General features: G+C 72.9%; 22 protein-coding genes and 1 pseudogene. 8 read left to right on the top strand and 15 right to left on the bottom strand.

What is annotated here, in order from left to right; translation table 11 throughout:
* Nucleotides 1-12 precede the first annotated feature (12 nt).
* Entirely contained in the window at nucleotides 13-915 is a 903-nt protein-coding gene (locus ACFY2B_RS29535; RefSeq protein ID WP_390766113.1) for a LysR family transcriptional regulator, read from the top strand.
* A 23-nt stretch (nucleotides 916-938) separates the two neighbouring features.
* On the opposite strand, the gene ACFY2B_RS29530 is transcribed toward ACFY2B_RS29535, so the two are convergent.
* The 9 genes from ACFY2B_RS29530 to ACFY2B_RS29490 all read right to left on the bottom strand — a co-directional run bounded on the left by ACFY2B_RS29530 (nucleotide 939) and on the right by ACFY2B_RS29490 (nucleotide 10,568).
* Nucleotides 939-1,505: a nitroreductase gene (locus tag ACFY2B_RS29530; RefSeq protein ID WP_390766112.1), complete on the bottom strand. Its 567-nt coding sequence runs from the start codon at nucleotides 1,503-1,505 to the stop codon at nucleotides 939-941.
* Nucleotides 1,506-1,618: 113 nt separating this feature from the next.
* Nucleotides 1,619-2,647 carry a TauD/TfdA family dioxygenase gene (locus ACFY2B_RS29525; protein WP_390766111.1) on the bottom strand — a complete coding sequence of 343 codons (1,029 nt, stop codon included), beginning with the start codon at nucleotides 2,645-2,647 and terminating at the stop codon, nucleotides 1,619-1,621.
* A 72-nt stretch (nucleotides 2,648-2,719) separates the two neighbouring features.
* Nucleotides 2,720-3,814, bottom strand: coding sequence for an aspartate kinase (locus tag ACFY2B_RS29520; RefSeq protein WP_390766110.1), 1,095 nt, complete (start codon nucleotides 3,812-3,814; stop codon nucleotides 2,720-2,722).
* Nucleotides 3,811-4,854 (bottom strand): aspartate-semialdehyde dehydrogenase, encoded by a 1,044-nt coding sequence (locus ACFY2B_RS29515; protein ID WP_390766109.1) that lies wholly within the window; start codon nucleotides 4,852-4,854, stop codon nucleotides 3,811-3,813. Before ACFY2B_RS29515 ends, ACFY2B_RS29520 begins: the two co-directional genes overlap by 4 nt.
* A 57-nt stretch (nucleotides 4,855-4,911) precedes the next feature.
* The gene (locus tag ACFY2B_RS29510; protein WP_390766108.1) at nucleotides 4,912-5,874 is read right to left on the bottom strand and encodes a DMT family transporter; all 963 of its coding nucleotides are present in this window, start codon (nucleotides 5,872-5,874) and stop codon (nucleotides 4,912-4,914) included.
* A 237-nt stretch (nucleotides 5,875-6,111) separates the two neighbouring features.
* Nucleotides 6,112-7,053, bottom strand: coding sequence for a transporter substrate-binding domain-containing protein (locus ACFY2B_RS29505; protein WP_390766107.1), 942 nt, complete (start codon nucleotides 7,051-7,053; stop codon nucleotides 6,112-6,114).
* A gap of 5 nt (nucleotides 7,054-7,058) precedes the next feature.
* Nucleotides 7,059-8,399, bottom strand: coding sequence for a methylaspartate mutase (locus tag ACFY2B_RS29500; protein ID WP_390766106.1), 1,341 nt, complete (start codon nucleotides 8,397-8,399; stop codon nucleotides 7,059-7,061).
* Nucleotides 8,396-8,863 (bottom strand): cobalamin B12-binding domain-containing protein, encoded by a 468-nt coding sequence (locus tag ACFY2B_RS29495; protein WP_390766105.1) that lies wholly within the window; start codon nucleotides 8,861-8,863, stop codon nucleotides 8,396-8,398. Before ACFY2B_RS29495 ends, ACFY2B_RS29500 begins: the two co-directional genes overlap by 4 nt.
* A 592-nt stretch (nucleotides 8,864-9,455) precedes the next feature.
* Nucleotides 9,456-10,568, bottom strand: a complete 1,113-nt coding sequence (locus ACFY2B_RS29490) for an MFS transporter (protein ID WP_390766217.1) — start codon at nucleotides 10,566-10,568, stop codon at nucleotides 9,456-9,458.
* Between the two features lie 535 nt (nucleotides 10,569-11,103).
* Here ACFY2B_RS29490 and ACFY2B_RS29485 point away from each other — a divergent pair.
* From ACFY2B_RS29485 to ACFY2B_RS29460, 6 genes are read left to right on the top strand one after another with little or no spacing between them, the layout of a single operon-like run.
* Nucleotides 11,104-12,585, top strand: a complete 1,482-nt coding sequence (locus ACFY2B_RS29485; protein WP_390766104.1) for a hypothetical protein — start codon at nucleotides 11,104-11,106, stop codon at nucleotides 12,583-12,585.
* Nucleotides 12,586-12,592: 7 nt separating this feature from the next.
* Nucleotides 12,593-13,276, top strand: coding sequence for a nitroreductase (locus tag ACFY2B_RS29480; protein ID WP_390766103.1), 684 nt, complete (start codon nucleotides 12,593-12,595; stop codon nucleotides 13,274-13,276).
* Nucleotides 13,264-14,859 carry a type I 3-dehydroquinate dehydratase gene (locus tag ACFY2B_RS29475; protein WP_390766102.1) on the top strand — a complete coding sequence of 532 codons (1,596 nt, stop codon included), beginning with the start codon at nucleotides 13,264-13,266 and terminating at the stop codon, nucleotides 14,857-14,859. The genes ACFY2B_RS29480 and ACFY2B_RS29475 overlap by 13 nt, the downstream gene beginning before the upstream one ends.
* Entirely contained in the window at nucleotides 14,856-15,272 is a 417-nt protein-coding gene (locus tag ACFY2B_RS29470; protein ID WP_390766101.1) for a hypothetical protein, read from the top strand. The genes ACFY2B_RS29475 and ACFY2B_RS29470 overlap by 4 nt, the downstream gene beginning before the upstream one ends.
* Nucleotides 15,269-15,682: a hypothetical protein gene (locus ACFY2B_RS29465; RefSeq protein ID WP_390766100.1), complete on the top strand. Its 414-nt coding sequence runs from the start codon at nucleotides 15,269-15,271 to the stop codon at nucleotides 15,680-15,682. The genes ACFY2B_RS29470 and ACFY2B_RS29465 overlap by 4 nt, the downstream gene beginning before the upstream one ends.
* Nucleotides 15,679-16,905, top strand: coding sequence for an acyl-CoA dehydrogenase family protein (locus ACFY2B_RS29460; protein ID WP_390766099.1), 1,227 nt, complete (start codon nucleotides 15,679-15,681; stop codon nucleotides 16,903-16,905). The genes ACFY2B_RS29465 and ACFY2B_RS29460 overlap by 4 nt, the downstream gene beginning before the upstream one ends.
* 52 nt (nucleotides 16,906-16,957) lie before the next feature.
* On the opposite strand, the gene ACFY2B_RS29455 is transcribed toward ACFY2B_RS29460, so the two are convergent.
* The 6 genes and pseudogenes from ACFY2B_RS29455 to ACFY2B_RS29430 form a co-directional block, all read right to left on the bottom strand.
* Entirely contained in the window at nucleotides 16,958-18,406 is a 1,449-nt protein-coding gene (locus ACFY2B_RS29455; RefSeq protein WP_390766098.1) for an alkaline phosphatase PhoX, read from the bottom strand.
* 307 nt (nucleotides 18,407-18,713) lie between these two features.
* Nucleotides 18,714-20,141 (bottom strand): hypothetical protein, encoded by a 1,428-nt coding sequence (locus ACFY2B_RS29450; protein ID WP_390766097.1) that lies wholly within the window; start codon nucleotides 20,139-20,141, stop codon nucleotides 18,714-18,716.
* Nucleotides 20,142-20,356: 215 nt separating this feature from the next.
* Nucleotides 20,357-21,097 carry an SRPBCC domain-containing protein gene (locus tag ACFY2B_RS29445; RefSeq protein WP_390766096.1) on the bottom strand — a complete coding sequence of 247 codons (741 nt, stop codon included), beginning with the start codon at nucleotides 21,095-21,097 and terminating at the stop codon, nucleotides 20,357-20,359.
* Nucleotides 21,098-21,480: 383 nt separating this feature from the next.
* Nucleotides 21,481-22,080: pseudogene (locus tag ACFY2B_RS29440) on the bottom strand (ArsR/SmtB family transcription factor); the annotation flags it as partial.
* A gap of 257 nt (nucleotides 22,081-22,337) precedes the next feature.
* Complete coding sequence (locus ACFY2B_RS29435; protein WP_390766095.1) at nucleotides 22,338-23,063, bottom strand: hypothetical protein; 726 nt, start codon at nucleotides 23,061-23,063, stop codon at nucleotides 22,338-22,340.
* Nucleotides 23,060-23,206 (bottom strand): hypothetical protein, encoded by a 147-nt coding sequence (locus tag ACFY2B_RS29430; protein WP_390766094.1) that lies wholly within the window; start codon nucleotides 23,204-23,206, stop codon nucleotides 23,060-23,062. The genes ACFY2B_RS29435 and ACFY2B_RS29430 overlap by 4 nt, the downstream gene beginning before the upstream one ends.
* Nucleotides 23,207-23,378: 172 nt before the next feature.
* Between ACFY2B_RS29430 and dapA the strand changes: the two genes are divergently transcribed.
* On the top strand, nucleotides 23,379-24,293 hold the full coding sequence (gene dapA, locus ACFY2B_RS29425; RefSeq protein WP_390766093.1) for a 4-hydroxy-tetrahydrodipicolinate synthase: 915 nt from the start codon (nucleotides 23,379-23,381) through the stop codon (nucleotides 24,291-24,293).
* The last annotated feature ends 185 nt before the right edge of the window (nucleotides 24,294-24,478 follow it).

Below are 24,478 nucleotides of genomic sequence, written 5' to 3'. Positions count from 1 at the left end.
GAGGGGGATACCGTGGAAATTCGTCACCTGGTGACGTTCCAGAAGGTCGCGACGCTGCTGAGCTTCACCCGCGCCGCGGAGGAGCTCAGCTACGCGCAGTCGAGTGTGACGACGCAGATCCGTGCGTTGGAGACCTCGCTGGGGGTGGAACTCTTCGACCGGCTCGGCGGTCGGATCCGGCTCACGCCCGCCGGTGAGAAGCTGTTGGAGTACGCCGAGCAGATCCTGGCGCTGGCCGACGCCGCGCGTGCGGACGTCGCCGGCGGGGACGGCCCGTCGGGGACCTTGGTCATCGGCACGATGGAGAGCATCACGTCGTACCGCATGCCGCCATTGCTGGAGTTCTTCCACCACCGCTATCCAAAAGTTCACCTTTCGTTGAGGCCGAGTCTGTGCGCGGAAACCTGCCACGCACTGCGCCAGGGAAGCTTCGACATCGGATTCCTCATGGAACAGGAGACCCGGCATCAGGGTCTGGAGACCGTGGTCCTGGCCGAGGAGCCGCTGGTGCTCGTTGCAGCGGCCAATCACCCCCTGGCACAACGGGAGGAGCTGTCACTCGACGATTTACGCTCAGCATCGAAATTGGCCACCGAGGCCGGTTGTGCATATCGGGACCTGTTCGAGGATGAACTACGGGGGGCAGAAACCATGCCTTTCCTGGAATTCGGCACCATAGAGGCGATCAAGCGGGGTGTCGCGTCCGGGCTCGGAATCGCACTGCTTCCTTCCGTGACCGTGGCCACGGAATTGGAGAAGGGCGAGATGACGGCACTGCCGTGGGACCCGCCGTTCTCCGTCAGTACGCAGCTGGCCTGGCGCAGCGGCAGGCGGCTGGGCCGGGAGCTGAAACTCTTCGCCGACCAGGCGGTACGGCTCATGCGGGAGTCGGCACCACTGGTCGAGTCGGGCTGACCCGCCAGAACGGTCGAGGGCTCTCAGACGGTCACCGGCTCGGCCGCGAAGACGGAGATCCGGTCGGTGACGTCGTCGGGTGTCCGCCGCCTCGGCTCCTGCGGTTCTCCCGGAGTGCCGATGTACAGCCAGCCCAGCAGGCGTTCGGCAGGGCACAGCCCGAGCAGGCGGCGGACCGGGGCGGATTCGGCGTACCTGCCGGTGCGCCAGATGCTGCCGAAGCCGCGGGCGTGCAGCAGCAGGCCCAGGGAGCCGACCATGGCGCTGGTGGCGGCCAGTTGCTCCCACTCGGGCACCTGGTGCTCCGCCACCGGCGTGAACACCAGGGTGGCCAGGAGCGGCGCCCGTTGGGTCTTGGCCTCGGTCCGGTCCCGTCGGAAGCCGGCCGCCGAGGACGCACCGGCGAAGCTGCGGCCGAGTGCGACGCGTCCTTCGCCGCGTACCAGGATCCACCGCCAGGGACGGAGCCTGCCGTGATCGGGGGCGGTGGCCGCGGCACGCAGCAGGTAGGCGAACTCGTCGTCGCCCGGAGCCGGTTCGACGAGGTTGCGTTCACTGCGGCGGCTCAGTACGGCCGTCATGACGTCCATGAGCGTTCCTCCCTCTGGTTCCTGCTCGCCCGGCCCGCTCCCGGGCCGGCTGCCCACCCGAACAGACGAAGCGGGGGCGGGGGCTCGGCAAGCCCCCGCCCCCGCCGGCCGGATCAGTAGTGGACACGACGGTTGTCGGCGTCCTGCCGGTAGCGGATGGACCACTGGCTGCGGCGCACGTACGTCCGCTGGAGCCAGCGGTCGGCGCCGTCGTAGCGCGCGGTGAACGGTGTACGGGCGTGCAGTCCCTTGCGGTTGTTGATCAGAAGGGCCTCGCCCGGGCGCAGGTACACCTGGTGGGCGGTCTCCCGGCAGGCGGCCTGGAGCCGGTCCAGGGCGGCCTCGGCGGCGGTGGTCATGCCGCGCACCCCGTTGGCGGAGGCGGATATCTCCGGGAACTGCTCGGGTCCGTTGATCATGGCGACCGGGTCGGAGAGCACCTCCTGTCCGCCGGCCACGTCCCGCACGTAGCTGCCGGGTGCGTTGAGCCGGAACAGCGGGCTGCGCAGCAGTTCCAGGGTGCGGGAGTCGAGGGCGCGGACGATGTCCCGGGCGTCCGCGTAGTGGGTCGCCGCGACTCCCTCGTGGTCGGCGCGCAGGCAGCTGAGGACGAGGAAGTCGGGGTTGCTGACGTCGTAGCGGCCGATGGCGTCGTGGACGATGTCGTTGTGGAAGTTGAGGAAGACGACCGAGCCCTGGTTGGTCTGGCTCATCGCGCCGCCCTCGACGGGGATGACGTCGTGGACGAGATTGCCGTTCTTCTCGGTGAGGAAGCCGACCGGCTCGCCGAGCAGGCCGGACAGGCCGAGCAGGACCCCTTCGGCGACGTACGTCTTCTTGTCGGCGGCCGGGCCGCCGTTCGACGGGGTGAGGGGCAGCTCCGGATCGACGGGGAGGTTGCGGACGTAGCCGACGCCGGGGGTGTCGTTGTGGCGGCCGAAATCGAGGATCTGCTGGAGCAGTTCGAGCGGCAGGCCGGCGAAGATCTGGTGGTAGCGCGCCATGGCGCGGTCTATGTCCCGGGTCGGATCGGGCTCGGCGGCCAGTTCGCGGCCGATGCTGTCCCGCACGGCGTCGGGAAGTTCGATCAGCCCCAGGGTCTGCGGCGCGGAGACGGCGGTCTGGAAGGTGGTCGTGGTCATGGTGGTGTCTCCTTCGGTGCGGGGTGGCGGGTTCAGTGCGGGGTGGCGGGTTCGGTGCGCGGTGGCGGGGACTTACAGGACTCGGAGTCCGACGGCCGGCTCAAGCGGTTCGGGCAGGGCCTCGTGGAGTTTCTGGGCGAGCTGCCGGGCCTGCTCGGCGTCGGCGGCGATGTGGGTGGTGGCCCGGCTGCCGATGATCTCGGTGACCGGGATGCCCACGACCCGCGCCTCGGGCAGGTCGTGCACGCGCTGGAAGCGGCCGACGTCGAGGTAGCCGCCGACGACCACGAGGTGCGGCCCGTCCTCCAGGCGTACGGTGTCGATCCCTTCGGCGTGGAAGACGCTGTGCGCCAGGTCGGCCGCGGCCGCGGTGGCGTAGGCGAGGACCTCCGACCTGGTGTTGGCCACGACGCCGGCGGCCGGGGCGCCGTCGCCGCCGATGACCGTGCCGGAGGGGAAGGGGTCCCGGTTGTGACGACAGACGAGGACGATGCCGTGCTGCTTGGCGGTCCGCACCGACCTGCGGTGCAGGACCTTCGCCCCGTACAGGGACATCAGCGAGGCGGTGTCGTAGGTGACCTCGGGGAGCAGGCGGGCCCCGGTCACGGCGTTCGGGTCGGCGCTGTAGATCCCGTCGACGTCGGAGTGGATCTCGACGCGGTCGGCACCGAGTGCGGCGGCGACCAGGACGGCCGACAGGTCGGAGCTGTTCTTGCCGAGCCAGGTGGGACGGCCCTGGGCGTCGGCCGCCTGGCCACCGGGCACGATGACGACCTGGTGCTCGTCGAAGGCCCGCCGCAGCGGCTCGGCGTCCAGCCGCGCCACCTTGGCCCACATGAACGTGCTGTCGGTGACCAGGCCCTGCTGGTGACCCGCGAGCACGGTGGCGGTGAGTCCGACGCGGTGCAGGGCGGCGGCCAGCAGATGGGCGCTGATGGTGTCGGCGAGGGTGAGGAGCCCGGCGACGGTGGCGTCCTCCGGCTGCGGGTTGGCCTCGTGCAGCAGGCCGCGCAGCTTCTCGGTCTCGCCCGGCATGGCGCTGACCACGACGGCCATCGGCCGCTGCTCCTCCTCGGCCCGCCGGCCCAGGGCGGCGGCGAGTTCGGCGTACGCCTCGGGGGACGGGAAGGTGGAGCCGCCGAACTTCAGGACGATGGGAGTGGTCACAGCACACCTCGCTCGGTGAGTGCTTCGGCGATCTGGAGCGCGTTCAGGGCGGCGCCGATCCGGACGTTGTCCGCGACGATCCACAGCCAGAAGCCGCGCGGGTTGTGGGCGGCGACGCGGACGCGTCCGACGTGCACCCGGTTGGGGTCGCCCGCGGTGCGCGGGGTGGGGAACGCGCCGACGGTCTCCAGGTCGTGGACGGTGACCTCGTCCTGCTCCGACAGCAGCCGGACCAGTTCGGCCCGGTCCACCGGGTTGTGGCACTCGATCCAGGCGGCCTCGGAGTGGCTGTTGGCCACCGGAACGCGCACACAGGTGGTGGTGACGTCCAGGTGCGGCAGGGACAGGATCTTGCGGGACTCCTGGAGCATCTTCTGCTCCTCGAAGGTGAAGCCGTCGTCCAGGAGCCGGTCGATGCGCGGGATGACGTCGAAGGCCAGGGAGGGGCTGAAGGTCCCGGTCACTCCGGTGCCGTCGGGATCGTCTAGGACCGCGCGGGCACCGGCGTGCAGTTCGTCGATGCCGGAGTAGCCCGCGCCGGACGCCGCCTGGTAGGTGCTGACCACCGCCTGGCGGATGCCCCAGCGTTCCTGGACGGGCGCCAGCAGTCGGACCAGCGGGATGGTGGAGCAGTTCGGGTTGGCGATGATGCCGCTCGCCGGGCGCTCGCCGAGTTCGTGTGCGTTGACCTGGGGGACGACCAGCGGGGTGTCGGGGTCCATCCGGAAGGCGCTGGTGTTGTCGATGACGAGGGCGCCCTGGGCGACGGCCTTGGGTACGAAGGTGGTGCTCACACTGCCGCCGGCGGAGAAGAAGGCGACGTCGGTGCCGGAGAAGTCGAAGCCGTCCAGGTCCTGTACCTGGTAGGAGTGGCCCTCGGCGGTGATCTCGCGGCCGGCCGAGCGGGCGGAGGCGACCAGGTGCAGCTCGCGGTAGCGGAAGCCGCGTTCCTCGATGAGCCTCAGGAGGGTGGTGCCGACCACTCCGGTGGCGCCCACCAGGGCTATGCGCGGTGCGGTCGGGTCGGTGACGCGGGGCATGGCTGGGGTCCTCTCTGACGGTGGTCCGGACGGTGAGCGTCAGTCGGTGTCCGGGGCTCAGGCGGTGGTGCGCTCCGCGGACGGGGCGACCGGCTGTGCGGGGGCGTCCGCAGCGGCCTGGGCCGCGGCGGGGCGCAGCCGGGGGCGCCAGCCGAGGCTGATGCCGAGGGAGGCGGCGACGATGAGCGGGATGCCCAGGGCCTGGACCCAGCTGACGTGGTGTCCGTAGACGGCCCAGTCGCACACCATCGCGGCGGCGGGGTAGACGAAGGCCAGGACGGCGATCTTCGTGGTGGGCAGCTTCTGGTAGGCGGAGTACATCAGCACGTACATCACGCCGGTGTGGATGAAGCCGAGGCCGACCAGCCAGGCCCAGCCGTTGCCGAAGTGCGCGCTCTGGCCGAGCTGGGTGAAGGGCAGCAGCAGCGGGATGCCGAGCGTCACCTGGACCAGGGCGACCAGGTGGGGCTTCACGCCGGTCACGCGCTTGGTGATGATCGTCGACAGGCCGTAGAAGAGGGCGGCGAGCAGGGCGTAGCCGACACCCACCAGGTAGGTGCTGCCGCTGGAGAAGTCGGACGTCGAGATGCCCGAGACGAGGACGAGGCCGAAGAAGGCGACGAACAGCCAGCCGGCCTTGTGCGCGGTGATCCGGTCCTTGAACAGCAGGGCTCCGAGCAGTACCACGAAGAACGGCTGGGTGTGGTAGACGACGGTGGCCACCGAGATCGAGGTCTTCTCGTAGGACTCGAACAGGAACGCCCAGTTGAAGACGATGAACACGCCGCCGAGCGCGGCGAGGCCCAGCTTCTTCGGGGTGAACCCGTGGTTCTTGAAGAATCCGCGGATCAGGCAGTACAGGCCGAGGAAGAGGGTGCCGAACACGCACCGGAAGAAGACCACGTTGAACGGTGAGGCACCGGACTCGACGACGAAGACGCCGATGGTGCCGGACAGCAGCATGGCCGCCGTGAGTTCGAGTGCGCCGCGGGTCTCCGGAGGCGTTTCTGATGTGCTCATGACATACTCCTGATTCGGAGGGGAGGTCGGGGGGTTCTACGGGAGGTGGGGATTTCCCGGAGATCCGAGCTGATGCAACGAAGCTACGAGCTTGGGTGCGGCCGGGTCCACGAGCTGCTGCGGAACGAAATCGATGCCCGCATCAAGGTTGTCGATAGGCCCCGGTGAGCAGGCGGAACGCCGCTGCGGGGGCGGGGCGCGAGGCCGGTGGCGCCGGCCGTCGGCGCGGTGCGGGAATCAGTGCAGGGGCAGCGGATAGTGCAGCCCGCCGTCACTCCACAGGGCGTTCGCGCCGCGGCCGACGTCGAGGCCGGAGGCCGGGCCGAGGTTGCGTGCGTAGACGTCACCGTACGTGCCGACGGCGTCCAGGACCCGGTGCGCCCACCGCTCGTCCAGGCCGAGCGCCGGGCCGTGCCCGCCGGCCCGGTCGGCGGCGGCACGCGCCGCCCCGCCGTCGCCCTCCTCCTGAACGGCGCTCTCCGCCCCGACGAGGAACTGGAGCACCCACCGGCACACCCGGAACCAGCCCGGATCGTCGTCGCGCACGGCGAGCGCCATCGGCTCGCGGGAGATCGCCGTCTCCAGCACGACGTGGTCGGCCGGACGCGGCAGGGTGGCCCGGGCGCCGGCCAGGGCGATGCGGTCCAGGACGTAGGCCGCGCACGAGCCGTCCGCGTAGCCGGCCAGCGCCTCGGCGGGGGTCGCGTAGGCGACGGGCTCGACCTTGAGACCGCGCGCCCCGAACCACGCGGCCAGGTTGCCTGCCGTCGTGGTGCCGGCCTGGGTGGCGACCCGGTGGCCGGCGAGCTGTTCGGGGCTGGTTATTCGGTCCGCGGTGCGGACGAGGAAGCCTTCCCCGTCGTAGCAGGTGACCCCGGCGAACAGCACGGGCTGGGCGGCCTCGCGGCCGAGCGTCCACGACAGGTTGCAGGTGGCCACGTCCGCGTCGCCGAGGACGAGCCGGTTCAGCCGCTCCCCCGGGTCCGTCGGCAGCCAGTTCACCGCCGCCGGGTCGCCGAGCGCCGCGGCGGCCACCGCGCGGGCGACGTCCGCGTCGAGTCCGCGCCACGCGCCGTCGCCGTCCGGCAGGGACAGCCCGCGGATTCCCTGACTGACCACCGCCCGTACGGCACCCCGCTCGCGCACCGTGTCCAGCGTCGCGACGGTCCTGTGCGTCATGATCGTCACAGTATTCCCCTCACCGCCGCGCCGACCAGCTGCTCGCGGTCGAACCGGCGCTCGTTGTAGCCCAGCATGTCGATCAGCGAACGCGCGGTCACCGGAGCGCTGCCGTGGCCGTCCGAGGCGGCCACGGGCATCGCGCCCGGATCGAACCAGCGCAGGGTGCCCCCGGGGTCGATGGCGGCCCGCGAGCGGTTGGCGTTGTCCTGGTGCAGGCAGTACGGCACGTCCAGGTAGCCGTGGGCGAAGGCGCCCACCAGTGCGGACCCGACGTCGTCGCCGAACCGCAGCGTCGACGTGATCAGTTGCAGCGCCTCTTCGTAGATGCCGGTCTGCCGGACCGCTCCCCCGACCGGTGCCGCCCGCCGCTCGTCGGCGGCCACGGCCGCCGCGAACTCCAGGGCGTCCACGTTCTCCTCGATGGTCGGGATCCGGTACGCCTCCACCGCGGTCTTCACGATCAGCCGCTCGGTGCCGCTGCGCACGGCGAGCCGCACGCTGTCCTCCAGCATCCGGTAGGCACCCACCGGTGTCCGCGGGAAGACACCCATGTACGTGTAGAGCACCACGTGCCAGTCGACGTCGTCGCCCAGCCACTGCGCGGCGAGCAGGCGCAGCGCCGCCAGCGCCTCCAGGTCCTGTTCCGGGCTGGTCTGCTGCGCGTAGCTGACCGAGATGCTCCGCATGCCGTGCTCGCGGAAGAACATCCCCTCCAGCACGCTCAGCGCGATCAGCAGGCTCGGCGGGCACAACTGGCCCAGCATGCAGCCGCCGAAGCTCTCCAGGTGCATCGTCTCCGGCCGGTCGGCCAGAATGCGGCAGCATTCGGCCCACGCCGCGGTGGCCTGCGGCAACGGCACGCGGCTGTAGGGCAGGCAGTACGAGACCGGGCCGCCCTCGGTGGCGTCCGCGCCGACGCGGGCCAGCGCGCCGAACAACTCCCTCGGGAGCGCGGAGCCGTGCCGGAACTGGACGGGGAAGTCGTCGTCGGCCACGCCCGTCAGCAGCCGGCGGGTCTCCTGCACGCCGTGGGCCACCACCGGGTATCCGTTGAGGTCGTCGCCCCGGTCCAGCGCCCGCCGGGCCGAGTCGTGGTCGTTGACCCGGGTGTAGCTGTCGACGGTGACCGTGCCGATGGACGCTCCCCGCACGGCTCTCACCGCCTCCAGACCGCGCCGCATGGTCGCCGTGTCGGCGAAGCCCATCCGGGGCTGCACCACCAGACCGCCCTGCTCGTGGCTGCGCCGGACGAAGCGGGAGAACCTGCCGCGCGCCGGGCTGAGCGGCAACGGCACGGCGGGCACGGACCGCACAGGTACGCTGCCGCCCGATCCGCTGTTCATTTCATACCCCCAGTCATTGCGAGTTCACGAGTGGGCCGATTTTCCAACGCACCGAGAAAGGCATCGAATTCGGCGAGTCCGGCTTCCGCCTCGAATGCCGCATCGAATCCCGCCGCTACGAGTTCGCCACCGAAACGGGCGTTCTCGGATCCTCGGATACCGAGTTTCCCGCCGATGACAACCCGTAGACCGGCCAGTTCCGGATCGGCTCGGATCTGCGCGATGAGCCGGAGCCCGTCCAGGTGGCCGTGGCCGTTGACCGTGCTCACCACCAGGGCGTCAGGGCGGTTTCTCCGGCACTCGGCGATGATCACGTCGTCCGGGACGCACGCTCCGAGGTTGACCACCTCGCCGCCCCGCTCCTCCAGCAGCAGTTGGAGGAAAACGAGGTTCCACATGTGGGCATCTGATGACACGCTGGTAACGACGAAACGCCTGGCGTGCGTCGTGGATATCTCGTCCATTACTCCCGTCCACAGGTCGGAGTTGCTGACGGGCTAAAACCTACGAGGCGGAACGATGCCCAGTCCATGACCCGCTGGGGAACGAAACCGATGCCCGCATCAAGACTCTCGATCCAGGCTGCCGGGAATGCACGGCCGCCTGGCCGGAAACCGGGTCGGCCACGGCGTTTCCCGGCCACGGCGCGCGGGCGCGGTGGGCCGCACCTTACCGGGGGAGACGGGCGGCGGGGCCGCTCTCGCCCGGGGGAACCAGCCGGCACGCGGCGTCCGAAAGTCGCCGGGTGCCTGCCGGTCGCCCGCAGCTGACGGGCCGTGCCGGGGCCAGTGCCCGGCCAGGTTCCAGGGGTTGACCGGGACTCCGCCGGCGACCGCGGGAAACGGGGCCGTGCCGGGGGGGCAGTTCCGGCGGGACACGGTGAAGCAGTCGTGCGCGGAGGAGTCCCAGCCGCCGGCGTCCAGGTCCAGGACGGTGCCGTACCGGGACCGTGCCGCCGCGGTCTCCGTCATCCGGGCACCTCCCCGTGGTGCTCACCTTGCGCCGAGGCGGGGCGCGCGGGCTTGCGTACGCGTGCTCAGGAGCGCGTACGGACCGTCAGGACCGCGCCGGTGAACGGGACGGTCCGAGCAGCACCGCGCAGGCGCCGGCGGTCAGCAGTCCGCCGACGAGGAAGGTGCCGTGGACGCCCGCGTGCGGCAGGACCAGCCCGCCGAGCGCGGCGCCCGCCGCGATACCGGCGTTGTACGCACCCGAGTTGGCCGCGAGGGCGATGTCCGTGCGGCCGGGCGCGCACGCCAGCATCGCGTTCTGGGTGGTCATGAACACCGGCCCGAGCGCACCGCCCATCAGCACCAGGAACACCACGGCCGCCGCCGGACGGCCGCCGGCCGTGTACAGGCCGAGCATGCCCACCGCCTGGGTGGCCACCGCGGTGGGCAGCGCGGAGTGCGCACAGCGGTCCAGCAGCGCCCCGGTGATGCTCACCCCGGCCAGGCAGGCGGCACCGAAGGCCACGAGCAGGGCGCTGACGGTGCCCGGCGCGAAGCCGCTCACGTCGCCCAGGAACGCGACGACGTAGGTGTATCCCGTGAACGCCCCGGTGGCGGACAGGGTCCCGGCCGCCAGCACGGTCACGAACCGGCGGGCGTCGGGGTCCGTTCCGTAGGCGGCGGGCTCCGTCTCCGGACGGGAGGTCGGCAGCAGTACGGCGATGGTCACCAGGGAGACGAGCCCCAGCCCCGCCGGCCCGGCGACGGGTACTTGCCAGCCGGTCCGCTGCCCCAGCCAGGTCCCGGCGGGCACACCGAGCACGAGGGCGAACGAACCGGCCGCGGACAGCGCCCCGACCACCCGCCCGCGGACCTCCGGGGCGAACCGGCCCACCGCGACCGGCCCCATCACGGCCCAGAACAGCGCCTGGGCGAGCGCGGTGAGCAGCCGTGCGGCGAGGAGTTGCCCGTAGGAAGCGGCCAGCCCCGCGATCAGACTGGAGACGACGAGCGCGCCCAGCACCGCGGTGAGGACATGACGCCGTGGCACGGTCCGCGTGAGGTGGGCGAGCGGCAGGGAGGCGACGGCGACCGTGCCGCCGTAGCCGGTGACCAGCAGGCCGGCCGCGGGCACCGACACCCCGAGGCTTTCGGAGATGCGGTCCAGGAGACCGATGGGCAGGTTCTCCGCGGTGTTGAAGGTGAACGCGGCCAGCATCAGGGCGGCGAGCACCGCGGGTCCGTGCCGCGCGGACCGGCGCGCCGTGGCTGTCCGGGGTCTCCCGGTCCGCGGTCGTCGTCCCTGCTCGGCGGCACCGTCCATGGACGTACTCCACCGGGCTCGGCGTCCGTGCCGCAACCGGATTCGGGCGGCGGGCGAGAGGCGGGCGCGGGTGTCGGCGAGTCCCCGCGAGGTACTGATTCCGGCACCTGGCGGCGGTCGCCGGACGAAGCGGGCACGCGGCCTCCGCGCTGGCCGGGTACATCCGTCGGCGGTAGGATTTCCGGAAGGCGTACGCGCCCGAACAACAGCGAAAAGGCAGCGGCTTCACCATGGAGGCGGGCCGCTCGATTGAACGCCCTGGGGCGACCTGCGGGATTGCAAAAGCCAGTGCGAACGGCAATTCCGGACCGTCGCGGGCACGCTTCCTTCCAGCATCCACATTTTTTCCTCGGGTCAGATTTCGACCAGACGTGCCGTTCCCGGACTTGCGGCGTCAGAACCTTGGCGTCCGAGCAGTAATGGGACTCACATGGGCTGGCTCACCTTCGGTTACTTCATCTCGTACATCCCCTACGCCATGCTGGTGAAGGCACTCGCCAGCGGCGTGACTCCGCTGTCGTCCCAGCAGGTCAGCGGCTATGAGATGCTGCCCGCCGCAGTGCTCGGACAACTCGTCGCCATGGTGTTCCTCCTGGCCCTGACCGGCCGGTGGCGGCACCTGCGGCGGAGGGAGACCGGCGGGCACCGGATTCCGGTGGCCGGCCGCGAGACACTGGCGGCCGGTTTCTTCACCTCGCTCATCGTCGGTGCCACCACGATGAACTACACCTTTTCCGGTGTCTCTATCCTTTTCATGCTGTTGTTGATGCGGGGCGGAGTTCTGATCCTGTCCCCGTTGATCGACGCGGCCCGCAAACGCAGGGTCATGAAGAATTCCTGGGCGGGTCTGTGCCTCAGTCTCATAGCGGTCTCGGTGGCGCTCGCCGACGTGCACAGCCCTCACCTGACACTGGCCGCCGTACTGAGTGTCCTCGTCTACCTCGTCGGCTATCTCGGCCGGTTCGAGATCATGAGCCGCGTCGCCAAGAACGGGGTCGTCGCGACGGACCGCCGGTTCTTCGCGGAGGAGCACGCCGCGGCGCCGATCTGGCTGGCCGTGCTGCTCGGGGCGGGCGCGCCGGCCGGGCAGCCGCAGCTGCGCGCGGGCTTCACCACGTTCCTCGGCACACCCCCCGCGCTCGCGGCAGCGGTGATCGGCGTGACCTGCGAGGTGCTGTTCGTCTTCGCCTCGCTGATCTGTCTCGACCGCCGCGAGTACACCTGGGGCGTACCGGCCTGGGCGTTCGCCAGCCTGATGTCCGGCCTGGTCGCGTCCTACGCGCTGACCTCGCTGGCCGGGCTGCCGGCGCCGGGCACCGGCCAGCTGACCGCCCTCGTGTTCGGCGTCGCCGCGGTCGCGGCCCTGGCCTGCCCGTCGGCCGCCCTCTGGTGGCGGACACGCGGCACCGGCGCGGCATGCCGGGTGCTGTTCGTCTGCGGTGGGAACACCTCCCGCTCCCCCATGGCGGAGGTCATCGCATGGGCCCAGGCGGCAAAGGCGGGCGTCGCCCACGCCTTCCGCTTCTCCAGCGCGGGTGTCGCGACGCCGCTGCCCGCGCACCCGATGGCGCCCGGAGCCCGGTCCGCGCTCGCCGGACTCGGCCTGCGCCGGGTGCCGGGCCGGGGAAACCCCCGCCGCCACCGGGCCCGCCCGATCACCTCGGAACTGTGCCGGGTCAGCTCCGTCATCCACTGCATGACCCGGGCCCACCGCGACCGGGTCATCGCCCTGGCACCGGAGGCCGCGGGCCGTACCGTACGGCTGGACCCGCACGGCGACATCCCCGATCCGCACGGGCAGTCACCGGAGGCGTACCGGCGGTGCGCCCAGCATCTCCAGCGCGCCGTCCGCCTGCGCCTGGGCGAGCTGACCGCGGTCCACGTCCCGCTCCCCAGCACCGGACGGGGGTGAGCCGCCGATGACATCCGGACCGCTGCCCGACGGCCTGTCCCTGATCGCCTCCCGCCACTGCAAGCGGGCCTTCCTGGACCGGGCGGTGCCCAGGGACGCCCTGGCGGAGGTCCTCCGCACCGCCGCCCACGCGCCGTCGAGCCGCAACACCCAGCTGTGGCAGGTGACGGTGGTGACCGGCGACAGCCTCACGGCGCTGGTGGACGCGCTGTGCGAGGCGTACGACCGCGGTGACCCGCCCCGTCCGGACTGCACCAGCCGGCCGCCGTCGCTCGACGACGCCGCCGAGCGCCGTGCCGAGCGGGCCGTGACGGGCGTGCTGCTGGCCAAGGGCCACGCCGTCCCGGACCGCGCGGCCGGCCGCGCGCACTTCCGGGACAACCTGCGCTTCTACGGGGCGCCGGCCGCCCTGGTCTGCCATCTGCCCAAGAACGCGGTGTCCGGCACCTTCCTGGAGCTGGGCCTGTTCCTGGAGAACGTGATGCTCGCACTGGTGGCCAGGGGCCTCGGCAGCTGTCCGCAGTTCAGCGTCGCCGGCTACGGGGACGTGCTGCGCGCGCAGCTCGGCATCGGACCAGACCGGCTCGTCGTCTGCACCATGGCGGTCGGCTACGCCGACGAGACGGCCCAGGTCAATCGGTTCGTCCCAGGGCGGGCCGGGCTGGAGGAGTACGTCCAGTGGCGCGACTGAGCAGCGGACACGGTGCCGCCGCCGGGCGTCGGGCCCGGCTGGTCGCGGTGGCCGCCGGACCCGAGGACCTCACCCCGCACCGGCTGCGCGGCCTCGCCGAGCTGGCGGACGAGCTGGAGATCCGCGCCGACCTGGTCGGCGATCCCGATCCCGCCCGGCTGCGCCGGCACTTCCCGGGGTCGCTGACCTACGCCCTGCGTTCCACGCGGCAGGGCGGGCGCTCGGCCGCCGGCCCGGTCGCCCGGCGCACCCGGCTCCTGCGCGCGGCGGACCGCTACGACCTGGTCGACCTGGAGGCGATGGACGACGTGCAGCCGGAGCTGCTGGCGGCGATCCCCGCCCGGCAGCGGCGGATCTCCTGGCACGCGCCCGACCACCCGGGGGGAGCCGGAGCCGGGCTGCCGGCGGCATTGGGATCCCTCCGGAACCGGTTCGCCGCGATGGCCGCCGTACCGGCCGCGCTGTACCTCCTCGTGCCGCAGCCGGGCGCCCAGTACGGATCGGCCGCGCCCCTGCTGCTCACCGGGCTCGCCCGGACCGACGTCACGGCGTTCGCGTCCGGTCCGGCGGGCACCTGGACCCGGGTGCTGGCGCCGTGGCTGGGGGCGCCCGTCGTCTTCGGCCGGGCCGGTGCGCCGGGGGCGGACGGCATGCCGGACCTGGACCGGCTGCCGGCCGACTACGGGCTGCCCGCACTGCCCCCGCTCAGCGGCCTGTACGGCATCGCCGGGCGCGCCCCGGGCGGCTCGCTGTCACCCCGGCTGCACAACGCGGCGCTGCGGGAGCTTCGGCTGCCCGCGCTCTATCTGCCCTTCCAGGTGGACCGGTTCGCCCCGTTCTGGCACTGGGGCGCGGGCTTCGGGTCGCTCGGCGGGCTGCCCCTGCGCGGGCTGACCGTGACCGCCCCGCACAAGGAGAGCGCCCTGGAGGTGGCCGACGTCGCCGACCCGGAGGCGCTGGGGTGCGGCGCGGCCAATCTGCTGTGGTGCGACGCCGGGCGCTGGCGGGCGGCCACCACCGACACCGTCGCCGCCCTGCGCACCCTCGCGCTGAGCGGAGCCGACCCGAGCGGCCGCAGCGCCGCCGTCGTCGGCTGCGGCGGGGCCGGCCGGGCCGTCGCGTGGGCGCTCAGCCGGGCCGGGGCCAGGGTGACCCTGGTCAACCGGGGGATCGCCCACGGCCGGGAGGCCGCCGCGCGGCTCGGGCTCGGCCACGTGCCGCTGTCCCGGTTCTCCCCGGCGGGATACGCCCTGCTCGCGCACGCCACACCGCTGGTGGAACGGGAGCCGTTCCCGGTGGCCGCCGCCGACCGGGACGCGCTGGTGCTGGAGATGGCCTACCGCGACCCGCCGACCGCGCTCACCCGCGCCATCCGTGCCCGCGGGCTGAGGGGCATCGACGGCTGGGAGATCCTGTCCGTCGAAGTGCGCGAGCAGTTCCGGCTGATGACCGGCCACGCGATGCCGCAGACGGCGCCCCTGCGGGCCCTCGGCTCCGGCCCGGCCGAACGGTCCGGCGCCCGCGCCCGCACCGCGCCAAGGGGACCCACTCCGGCACATCGCACCAGGTGGGAGGCGCCATGACGACCCGTTCGACGTCCTGGTCCGGACCGCCCGCGTCCGGACCGCCCGGCGAACCCGACGCCTCGGCGCTGCTGGGCGAGTGGGTCAACACCGACCGGCACACCGCCGAGGGCGCCCGCCTGCTGGACGTGACGCGGCGCGCGGACGGCGTGTTCGTGCGGGCGTTCGGCGCCGGCGGGCCGGAGCCACGGGACTGGGGCGAGGCGCCCGCGGTCCTGTACACCCCGCCGGGCACACCGTCGGCCGCCTGGTCGTTCTCGGTGGTCTACGACGTGGGCACCGCGCGCATCGTCGTCTGCGCCTACCACAAGACGGGCATTCTGGTGACCACCACCGCCACCGTCCTCAGCGGCGGCGGGGGCGCGGACCACTGGGCCCGTTCGTTCTTCCACCGGTCCGGGAGGCGGGCATGACGGTGCACGCGGTCGATCCGTCACCGCTGGCGGGCCGCTGGGTCAACTTCGACACCGCCGCCCTCGGCCTCGACCTGGTCGAGGCCGAGGCCGACGGCGACCGGCTCCTGCTGCGGATCACCGAGCGGGGCGATCCGCGGCCCGCGCCGGATGCGCCCGGCCCGCCCGCGGCCCCCGTCTCCGGCGCCACCCTGCCCGCGGTCCCGCTGGCCGACGACGTCGACACCGCGGAGGCCGTGGCGTTCCTCGCCGAGGGCCGGCTCGGCGACCGGCAGGTCGTCCTCGTCGGCTACGTCAACCGGGGGCTGCTGACCATCGACGTCCACACCGTCCACCCCACCGGTGCGCGGACACCGAACGTGATGTACCGCGCCCACTTCTACCGCCTGGAAGGGGCCACCCCCGTATGACCGACGACCCACGCCGCGCCACCGGACCGGCCCGCGGTCCGACGGCCGACGACGACCAGGGGGCGCTCGGCACCGTGGCGAAGCTCGCCGCGGAGAAGTTCGCCCCGCGCGCCGCGGACTACGACCGCGAGGCCGTCTTCCCCGCCGAGGACTTCGACGATCTGTTCGCCTGCGGAGTTCTGGGCGTCACCGTGCCGCGGGAGTACGGGGGTCTGGGCTACGGCCCCCAGCAGCGCGACACCCTGCCCCTGTGGGAGATGACCACCATGCTGGCCAAGGCCGATCTGTCGCTGGCCCGCTGCTGGGAGGGGCACGCCAACTCGCTCGTCCTCATCGACGCGCTGGCCGCCCCGGAGCAGAAGCGCCGCTGGTTCGCCGGTGTGGTGGAACACGGGGAGAAATGGGTCGCCTGGAGCGGCGAGCCCCAGGCCCCGAAGCCGGGCGAGAGCGTACGCTTCGGCACCGCGCTGACCCCCGTCGAGGGCGGCTGGATCCTCCGCGGCAGCAAGGCGTTCGCGACCGGCGCCACCGGAGCGCAGTGGGCGATCCTGCTCGTCGATCCGGACGGCCCGGGCGGGGCCCGCGGCACCCGGGAGGTCCGCGGGCGGCTCCTGCTGCTCGCCTGCGACCTGTCCGACCCGACCGTGACCGTGGACACCTCGTGGTGGGACCCCGTCGGCATGCGCGCCACGGTCAGCCATGTGGTGCGCTTCCACGACACGTTCATCCCGCGCGACCAGTTGGTCGGCGCCCCCGGCGGCTACTTCGACGGCCAGTGGCAGACCGCCTTCGTCCCCCATTACGCGGCCAGTTTCCTCGGCGGCGCGCTCGCCGCGTACGAGTACGGGCTGGCGTATCTGAAGCGGCAGGGCAAGGGCGGCGACCCCTATGTGCACCTGCGGGTGGGCAGCATGGCGGTCAACGTCGACACCGCCCGGCTCTGGCTGCGCCATGTCGCCGGTCTGTGGGACGAGGGCAGGCTCGACGAGGCCCGGATCGCCGGGGACAGGGCCTGGCAGGTGATCGCCCGGCTGGCCGAGGAGACGGTGCACCACGTCATCGACGCGTGCGGCGCCCGCAGCCTGATCCGTCCCAGCCCGGTGGAGCGGGTCCTGCGCGATCTGACGCTGTACAAGCTCCACGACAACGCCGATCACGTGCTGGCCACCGTGGGCCGGGCCGTCCTCGGCGAGGAGTACGACCCGTTCTTCCACCGGCTGTGAACGGCGGCCCGTCCCGCCGTCCTGGGCGACGGGACGGGCCCCGGCCGCGCAGTCAGCGCTTGGTGTGCCGCTTCCAGGGGCCGGTGACGGCGAGCATGATGCCGGGCGTCTGGATGTTGGCGTACAGGGTCTTGCCGTCGGGCGAGAAGGTCACCCCGGTGAACTCGCTGTACTCGGGCTCCTCGGCGGTCCCGATGTTCAGTTCGTTGCGGGCGATCGGATAGGTGCGGCCGCTGTCGGTCGCGCCGAACAGGTGCTGAAGGCCCTCGCCGTCCTCGGCGATCACGAGGCCGCCGTACGGGGAGACGGTGATGTTGTCCGGTCCGTCGAAGTTGCCTTCCGCGGACGGGTCGGGGTTGACGCCGATGAGGACCTTCAGCGTCAAAGTGCGGCGCCCCGGATCGTAGAACCAGACGGCGCCGTCGTGCTGGGCCGGACTCTCCGCACGGGCGTAGGAGGAGACGATGTAGGTGCCGCCGTCGCCCCACCACATGCCCTCCAGCTTGCGGGCGCGGGTGACCTGGCCGGTGGTGAACTGCTTGCGGACGGAGGTGGTGCGCGCGTCGCGGTCGGGGACGTCGACCCAGTCGACGCCGTAGACCGTGCCGGTCTTCGTGGCGCGGGAGAGGTCGTCGACGAACCGGCCGCCGGAGTCGAAGCACTTGAACGCCTGGAGCCTGCCCGCGTCGGCGGCGAGGGTGCGCAGTTTGCCGCGGCCGTGGCGGAAGCCCTCGGGCGGGGTCCAGCGGTACAGCAGCCCGTTCGGGTTGGACGCGTCCTCCGTCAGGTACAGGTGGCCGCGCTTGGGGTCGACGACGACGGCCTCGTGGGCGTAGCGGCCCAGCGCCTTGACCGGCTTCGGGTCACGGTTGGCCCGGCGGTCGGCGGGGTCGACCTCGAAGACGTAGCCGTGGTCCTTGGTCATGCCGTTCTGGCCGGCCTTGTCCTCGGTCTCCTCGCAGGTGAGCCAGGTGTCCCAGGGCGTGTGGCCGCCCGCGCAGTTGGTGGCGGTGCCGGCGATGCCGACCCACTCCGCCACGTCGTCGCGGCGGACCTCGACGACCGTGCAGCCACCGGAGGCGGCCGGGTCGTAGACGAGGCCGTCGGTGAGCGGGACGGGGTGCTCCCAGCCCGCGCGCGGGCCGCCCAGTTCGTGGTTGTTGACGAGGAGGGTGGCGCCGCGCGGGCCGTCGAAGGTGGCGGTGCCGTCGTGGTTGGAGGGCGTGAACTCGCCGGACTCCAGCTTGGTCCGGCCGCTGTAGGTGATGACCCGGTACGAGAAGCCGGCGGGCAGGGCGAGGAGGCCGTCCGGGTCCGGGACCAGCGGTCCGTAGCCGACCGAGCCGTGCGCGGCGCCCTGCTTCTCCTCCCCCACGCTCTCGGTGTCCGTGGCGGCCAGGGCGTTCGGGGCGGTGGCGAGGGCGCCTACGCTGCCCGCCAGTGCGACACCGGCACCGGTGATCGCGGAGGTCCTGGCGAAGTCCCTGCGGGTGAGCGACATGCTGTCTCCTGTGACGGTGGGATTGCCGTGGAGGGTGACGGATCGCGGTGCGCCGAAACGCTCCCGCCCTCCCCTGAACGGCAGTTGAACACCGGGCGACTTCACCGCCCCCGCTTCCATGAATCCGTACACGCCGCCCCACGGGAATCCCAAGACACCCGGCCGTACGCTTTCCCCGCGCATGACCTTCCGGCCCGGGTCCGGCCCCACGGGCCCCAGCCGCAGGCGCGCGACGGCGTCCGGCCCGGGGTCCCGGTCGGGCGCCCGGGTCCGGACGGCAGGTGGCCGAGCGGCGCGATCGGGGCGCTCAGCCGCCCTGCTGCGAGCGTGCCTTGAACGCGGCCTTGCGGGCCTCCTTGGCGATCTTCTTGTCCGGGTGCAGCCGGCCCATCGCCTCCAGCACGTCCGCGGTCGCCGGGTGGTCCACCCGCCAGGCCGCCGCGAAGAACCCGCTGTGCTGTGCGGCGAGCCCCTCCACCAGGGCGCGCAGCTCGTCGGAGTTGCCCTCGGCGGCGAGCTGCGCGGCCACCGTGTCGACGGTGAGCCAGAACACCAGCTCCTGCGAGGGCGGCGGCACGTCGGGGATGCCCCGTTCGCTCAGCCACACCCGGGCCAGACCGCCCAGCTCGGCGTCGTCGAGGACGTCCCGCAGCGCGGGCTCGGCCTCCGGGCCGACCAGGGACAGCGCCTGCTGGCAGCGCAGCCTGCGCAGCGGCGCCCCGGCGTCGCCGCCCCGCGCCGCGGCCAGCAACTCCCGTGCGGCAGGGAGGGGTTCGCGGCGGGCCAGCCACTGTTCGGTCTCGGCGTGGGCCGCCGCCTGCGGAAAGCCGGAGGTGCCGTCGAGCAGGACGTCCGCGCCCTTGTCCACGAGTTCGCCGACCGCGGGCGCCGCGTACCCGGCGTCCAGCAGCCGCGCCCGCAGCCCGTACAGGCCGAGAGGGGTGAGCCGTACCAGGCCGTAGCGGGCCACGTCGGTGTCGTCCACCGGGGCGGCCGGCTCGTCGTCGGCCTCGGCCATGAGCGCCTCGTCGACCGGCTGGTACTCGACAAGGCCGATCGGCTCCAGCGCCCGGAACTGGTCGTCCAGGCGCATCATCGCGTCGGACACCTGCTCCAGCACGTCGTTGCTGGGTTCGCCCATGTCGTTGGGGACGATCATCGAGGCGGCCAGCGCGGGCAGCGGCACCGGGCCGTCGCCGGGGCCGTCCTCGCTGACGGTCAGCAGATACAGGTTGCCGAGAACGCCGTCGAGGAAGTCGGCCTCGGCCTCCGGATCCCAGTCGAGTGACGAGAAATCGACCTCGCCGCCGGCGTCGAGGGTGTCCATCAGACCGTCCAGGTCGGGCACGCTCGCATCGGCGACGACGGTCTCCAGGGCGGTGAGCCACACCGTGAGCACGTCGTTCGGCGAGCCCGAGGTGAGCAGCGCCAGCTCCTCCCCCGCCGCCACCGTCCCGGCGTCCTCGTCGACGATCTCGACGAGACCGGTGTCCACGGCGATCCGCCAGGACTCGCTCACCCAGGCCGCGGCGTCGTCGCCGGTCAGCCCCAGGTGCTCGGCGGCGGCCGGCAGCTGTTCGTCGACGAGGCCGCCCCCGGCGTCCACCCGGGTCGCGGGACCGGCCCAGCGGGCGAGCCGGGCGGCCCGGGAGAGTGACGGCGTGGACAGCGCGGCACGCGCCAGCTCCGCTTCGGAGTGCAGCCGCACCGGCGGCAGGGGGGAGCTGTCTGACATCGGCTGGTTCTCCTCGCGGCCGTAACAGGACTCAGCCGCTCAGCCTAGACGGATATCCACCCATGCCGCCCGGTTCATCTCCCCGCCGCAGCGTTCACTGGCCGAAACCTTGACCACTCCGGAACGGATCGCGGGCCGCCGCGCACGGAGACCGGGGTGCGCAGCCGTCCCCTCGGCCCTTGCGCGGGCCGGTCCCGACCGGGCGTACGACGCGCTCAGGACCGGCTGAAAATCCCGTCGAGCCAGCCCTGCCAGGCGGCTCCGTTCGCCTTGGCGTCGGCGCCGGGCGCGAAGTCGTGCACGGAGATGCCGACCGGCGCGCCCCAGTGGTTGCGCCCGAAGAAGCGGAGCAGGGCGGTGTCGGTGCGCAGGCCGATGAAGTACGGGTTGCGGAAGTCGACGACGGCGTCGATGAGGCGCCCCTGCGGGCCCCGTGCCCTCACGCGCGCGCCCTGCTCGGTGTCGTCGGCGAGCCCCAGCGCCGGGCCGACGGCGGTGAACGCGTCGGGGGCGCCGGACGCCTCGGGCCCGTCGAGGCTGACGAAGGCGACCGGGCGGGGCGCGAAGTGGGCCAGGTACTCGCGCAGGGTGTGCAGGTAGAACTCGGTGTGCCGCCTCGCGCCGTCGTACTGGTTGTCCCAGTCGTCGACGAAGATGCCGCTGTGCACGTACCGCACCCAGGCGTGCCGGCCCTCGTCGCGCGGCTCGATGGTGTAGTCGAGCTGGTTGGCGGTCTGCTGCGAGATGCCTTCGACGTTCTCGACGCGGTTGGTGTAGCGGTGCGGCGGGTCCCACGCGGTGACGGTGGATCCGAAGGGACCCCGGCCGCCCACCCGGGGCTCCGGCGGTTCCATCGGCCACAGGTAGCCTCCGGTGCCGCTGGTGACGGCCTGCCACACCTCCTCCGGTGTGGCGTCGACGTCGAACTCGCTGACGATCTCGAATTCCTTGGCCATGATGGGAAAGCTCCTGATCATTGCGGGTCCGGTGCCGGGGCGGACCGCTCCCGGACCGTGGCGGGGTCCCGGACCACGGGGTGGCCGGCGACCGCGGACCGATCGCCGCCACCGGACCGCTCACGGGCGGAGGACCGGTCTTCGGCGGTGACGGGGTTGTCGGGGATGACTGGGTGGTCAGTGGCGACCGGGGTGTCGGGGGCGACGGAGTCGCCGACGGTGACACGGTCGTCGGGGGTGAAGGGGTCGTCGGGGGTGACGGGGTCGTCGGGGGTGGTGCGGCCGGTGGCGACGGAACGCCCCTCGGCCGTGCGGCGGCCCTCGGCCGGGGAACCGTCGGCGAGCGCGGGCCGGTCCTCGGCCACCGACTGCTCGCGGGCCGCGGGCGGGGCCTGCACCCCGTCCTTGACCGTGGGGTGGACGGCGACGACGATCCGGTGGTCCCGGCCGCCCGCCGCGCCGGGGGCGTCGTACTTGCGGATGAGGGCGCTCACGCCCGCCGTCAGCTCCTGGACGAAGGCCGCGCGGTCGGCGGCCGAGGCGAAGCGGACCTCGCCGTCCAGGGCATAGGTGGCCAGCCGCTTGCGGGCCCTGGCCGCGCCGGTGATCAGCGCGCCGACGTCCCGGACGAGCCGGGCACCGAGCGCCAGCAGCCAGCGGGCGGACAGCTGGTCCCGGAAGCGGTCCGGGTCCGGCTGTACGGCGGCCAGCGCCAGCGGGCTGATCACGTACGACGCCGCGGTCGCGCGCATCAGCCGCTCGGTGACATTGCCCTTGCGGCGCTCGCCCGCCAGTTCGACCAGGCCGTGCCGCTCCAGTGCCTTGAGGTGGTAGTTCACCTTCTGCCTGGGCAGCCCGACCCGGCCGGCCAGCATGGCTGCCGACGCGGGCGCGGTGGCCAGTTCGGCGAGCAGCCGGGCCCTCGTCGGGTCCAGCGACACGGCGGCGGCCTCCGGGTCCTCGATCACGGTCACATCCAGCATGCGCCCCACCCTCCCACCGAAAACTTTTTTTGTCCAGGCGAGGAAAGTTTTCGGTTCGGTGGTGGCCGGTGACCGGGGCGGCGAGCCACGTGACAGCCGGTCACCGCGGCGGAGGGTCACCCGCGCGGCCGGTGACCGTGGCGGCCGGGGGCTGTACCGCTCCGCGACCGGTGCGGCCGACGAAGGCGAAGGCGAAAGTGACGGCCCGCCCCGTGGTGCGGCGCCACGGGGCCAGCCGTCCGGCCAGGGCGATCGGTTCAGCTCCCGGCGCCCTCCTCGGTGCCGCGGTCGCCGAGCCGGGCCAGTTGGGTCTGGAACCAGTCGAGGCGGGCCTGCAACAGGGCGGCCTCGGCGACCAGCTCCGGGACGCCGAGGCCCTCGGGGACGCGGGCACCGGCGTCGCCGCCGCGCCCGTCGGCGGCGACCCTGCCGCGGGGCGGCACCCCGGTCCCGTCCGCCGACACCCGCAGACCGGCACCGGCCAGCCGGGCGAACCCGGCGAGCGGGACCGACGTACGGGCCTGTACGCAGCCCGCGCAGGCGGGCGCCAGGGCGCGCCAGCCGGGCCGCCCCCAGCCGGCGTCGGCCAGCGCCACGGGGCGCGCCCCGCAGGCGCACGGGCCGACGGCCGCCGTACGCACCCGCTGCCGGGCGTACCGGAAACCGCGTTCGAAGCGGATGTAGGCGCCGAGGACCGACACCTCCAGGAGCATCGCCGCCCGGTGCTCCGCGACGCACAACAGCGCCTCGGCGGCCGACCGCTCGTGCACGCAGTGGAAACCGCAGTCGCACAGCCGCGCGGGCGGGCGGTGCCGCCTGCCGTAGACGCAGGCGGCATCGTCGAGCACGCCGTACGGCAGCGCTCCGCCCAGCGACACACCGGTGAACCCGACCCGGGTGCCGTCCTGGGACAGCACCGGGTGGGCGATCTTGTATCCGGTCGGCGGCTCCGTCGGGCGTTCCGCGGGGAGCCGCAGCCTCATCGGGCGGCCGGCACCTCTTCGGGCGCGGGCGCCTGCGGTTCGGCGGTCCGCGCGGTGGTCTCCTCGGGACGTTCGGGGGTCTCCTGCTGGTCGAGCGGCTGTTCCTGCGCGACTCCGGTGGCCAGTGCCTTGCCGAGCTTCATGGTGCCTCCCATGACTGCCGTAGGTGACCGTTCGCACCATGGTGACCCACAAGGAGCCGAATCGGACACCGGACGACAGGACGCGCACTTCAGCCACTCGACAGCAACGCTTATCCGTACCTCGTAGAAGATTTAAGTGGAGCTTCACTGTCGGGCTGCCGAGACTGGACCCATGACGAACCCCGACAAGCCTTCGGCCCCCTTCGGCCGCACGCTCTGCGCCATGGTCACACCGTTCACCGGGACGGGCGCGCTCGACCTCGGCGGCGCCGGACTGCTGGCCGAGCGGCTGGTGGCGGAGGGCTGCGACGGACTGGTGCTGGGCGGGACGACGGGCGAGTCGCCGACCCTCACCGACGCCGAGCAGGCGGACCTGGTCCGGGCCGTCCGGGAGGCCGTGGGGCTGCGGGCCTCGCTGGTCGCGGGCGTCGGTACCGCCGACACCCGGCACAGCGTCGAGCTGATCCGGGCCGCGGAGAAGGCGGGCGCGGACGGCGCGCTGGTCGTGACGCCCTACTACAGCAGGCCCCCGCAGGACGCGCTGGAGGCACACTTCCGGGAGGTCGCGGACGCGAGCGGACTGCCCGTGATGCTGTACGACATCCCGGCCCGCACCGGCACCCGCATCGAGCCCGAGACGCTGATCCGGCTCGCCGGCCATCCGCGGATCGTGTCGGTCAAGGACTGCTCCGACGATCTCCTGGGCACCCAGAAGGTGCTGGCACGCACGGATCTGGCGTACTACGCGGGCAGCGACGAGCACGTCCTCGCCCTGTACGCGGTGGGCGCGGTCGGCTGCGTCAGTACGGTGGCGAACGTCGTACCGGGCCACGTCGCGGGCATCCTGGCGGCGTTCGACGCGGGCGACCCGGCTCGCGCGGCCCGGCTCCAGTTGCGCGTCACACCCCTGATCGAGGCGATGACGGCGGCGGGTCTGCCCGGCACGGTCACCGCCAAGGCCCTGCTGAACGCCCTCGGCCTGCCCGCCGGACCGGTACGCCCGCCGCTGCGCCCGGCCGACCGTGCGGCCACGGCGCGACTGCTGGCGCTCCACGAGGAGTTGACGGGAGCCGGGCAAAACGCCTGAACGGCGTCCGCCGGGTGCACCGGCCACACGACCGACCACCGGGTGCACCGAGCACACGACCCACCACGCGACCGACCACATGGTGGACCGGTCGCGTGGCCGCGCTGAAGGGCGTCTGCCCCGCGCGCCCCGTCACGGCCAGGGGACCGGGGCAGGCCGCGCGGTGATCTGACGGGCGTCGGCGG

The organism is Streptomyces sp. NPDC001270 (assembly GCF_042896695.1).
In the GTDB taxonomy this organism is placed as follows: Bacteria; Actinomycetota; Actinomycetes; order Streptomycetales; family Streptomycetaceae; genus Streptomyces.
The sequence above is the reverse complement of the archived record's forward strand: the minus strand, read 5'-3'. Positions and strand labels throughout refer to the sequence as shown.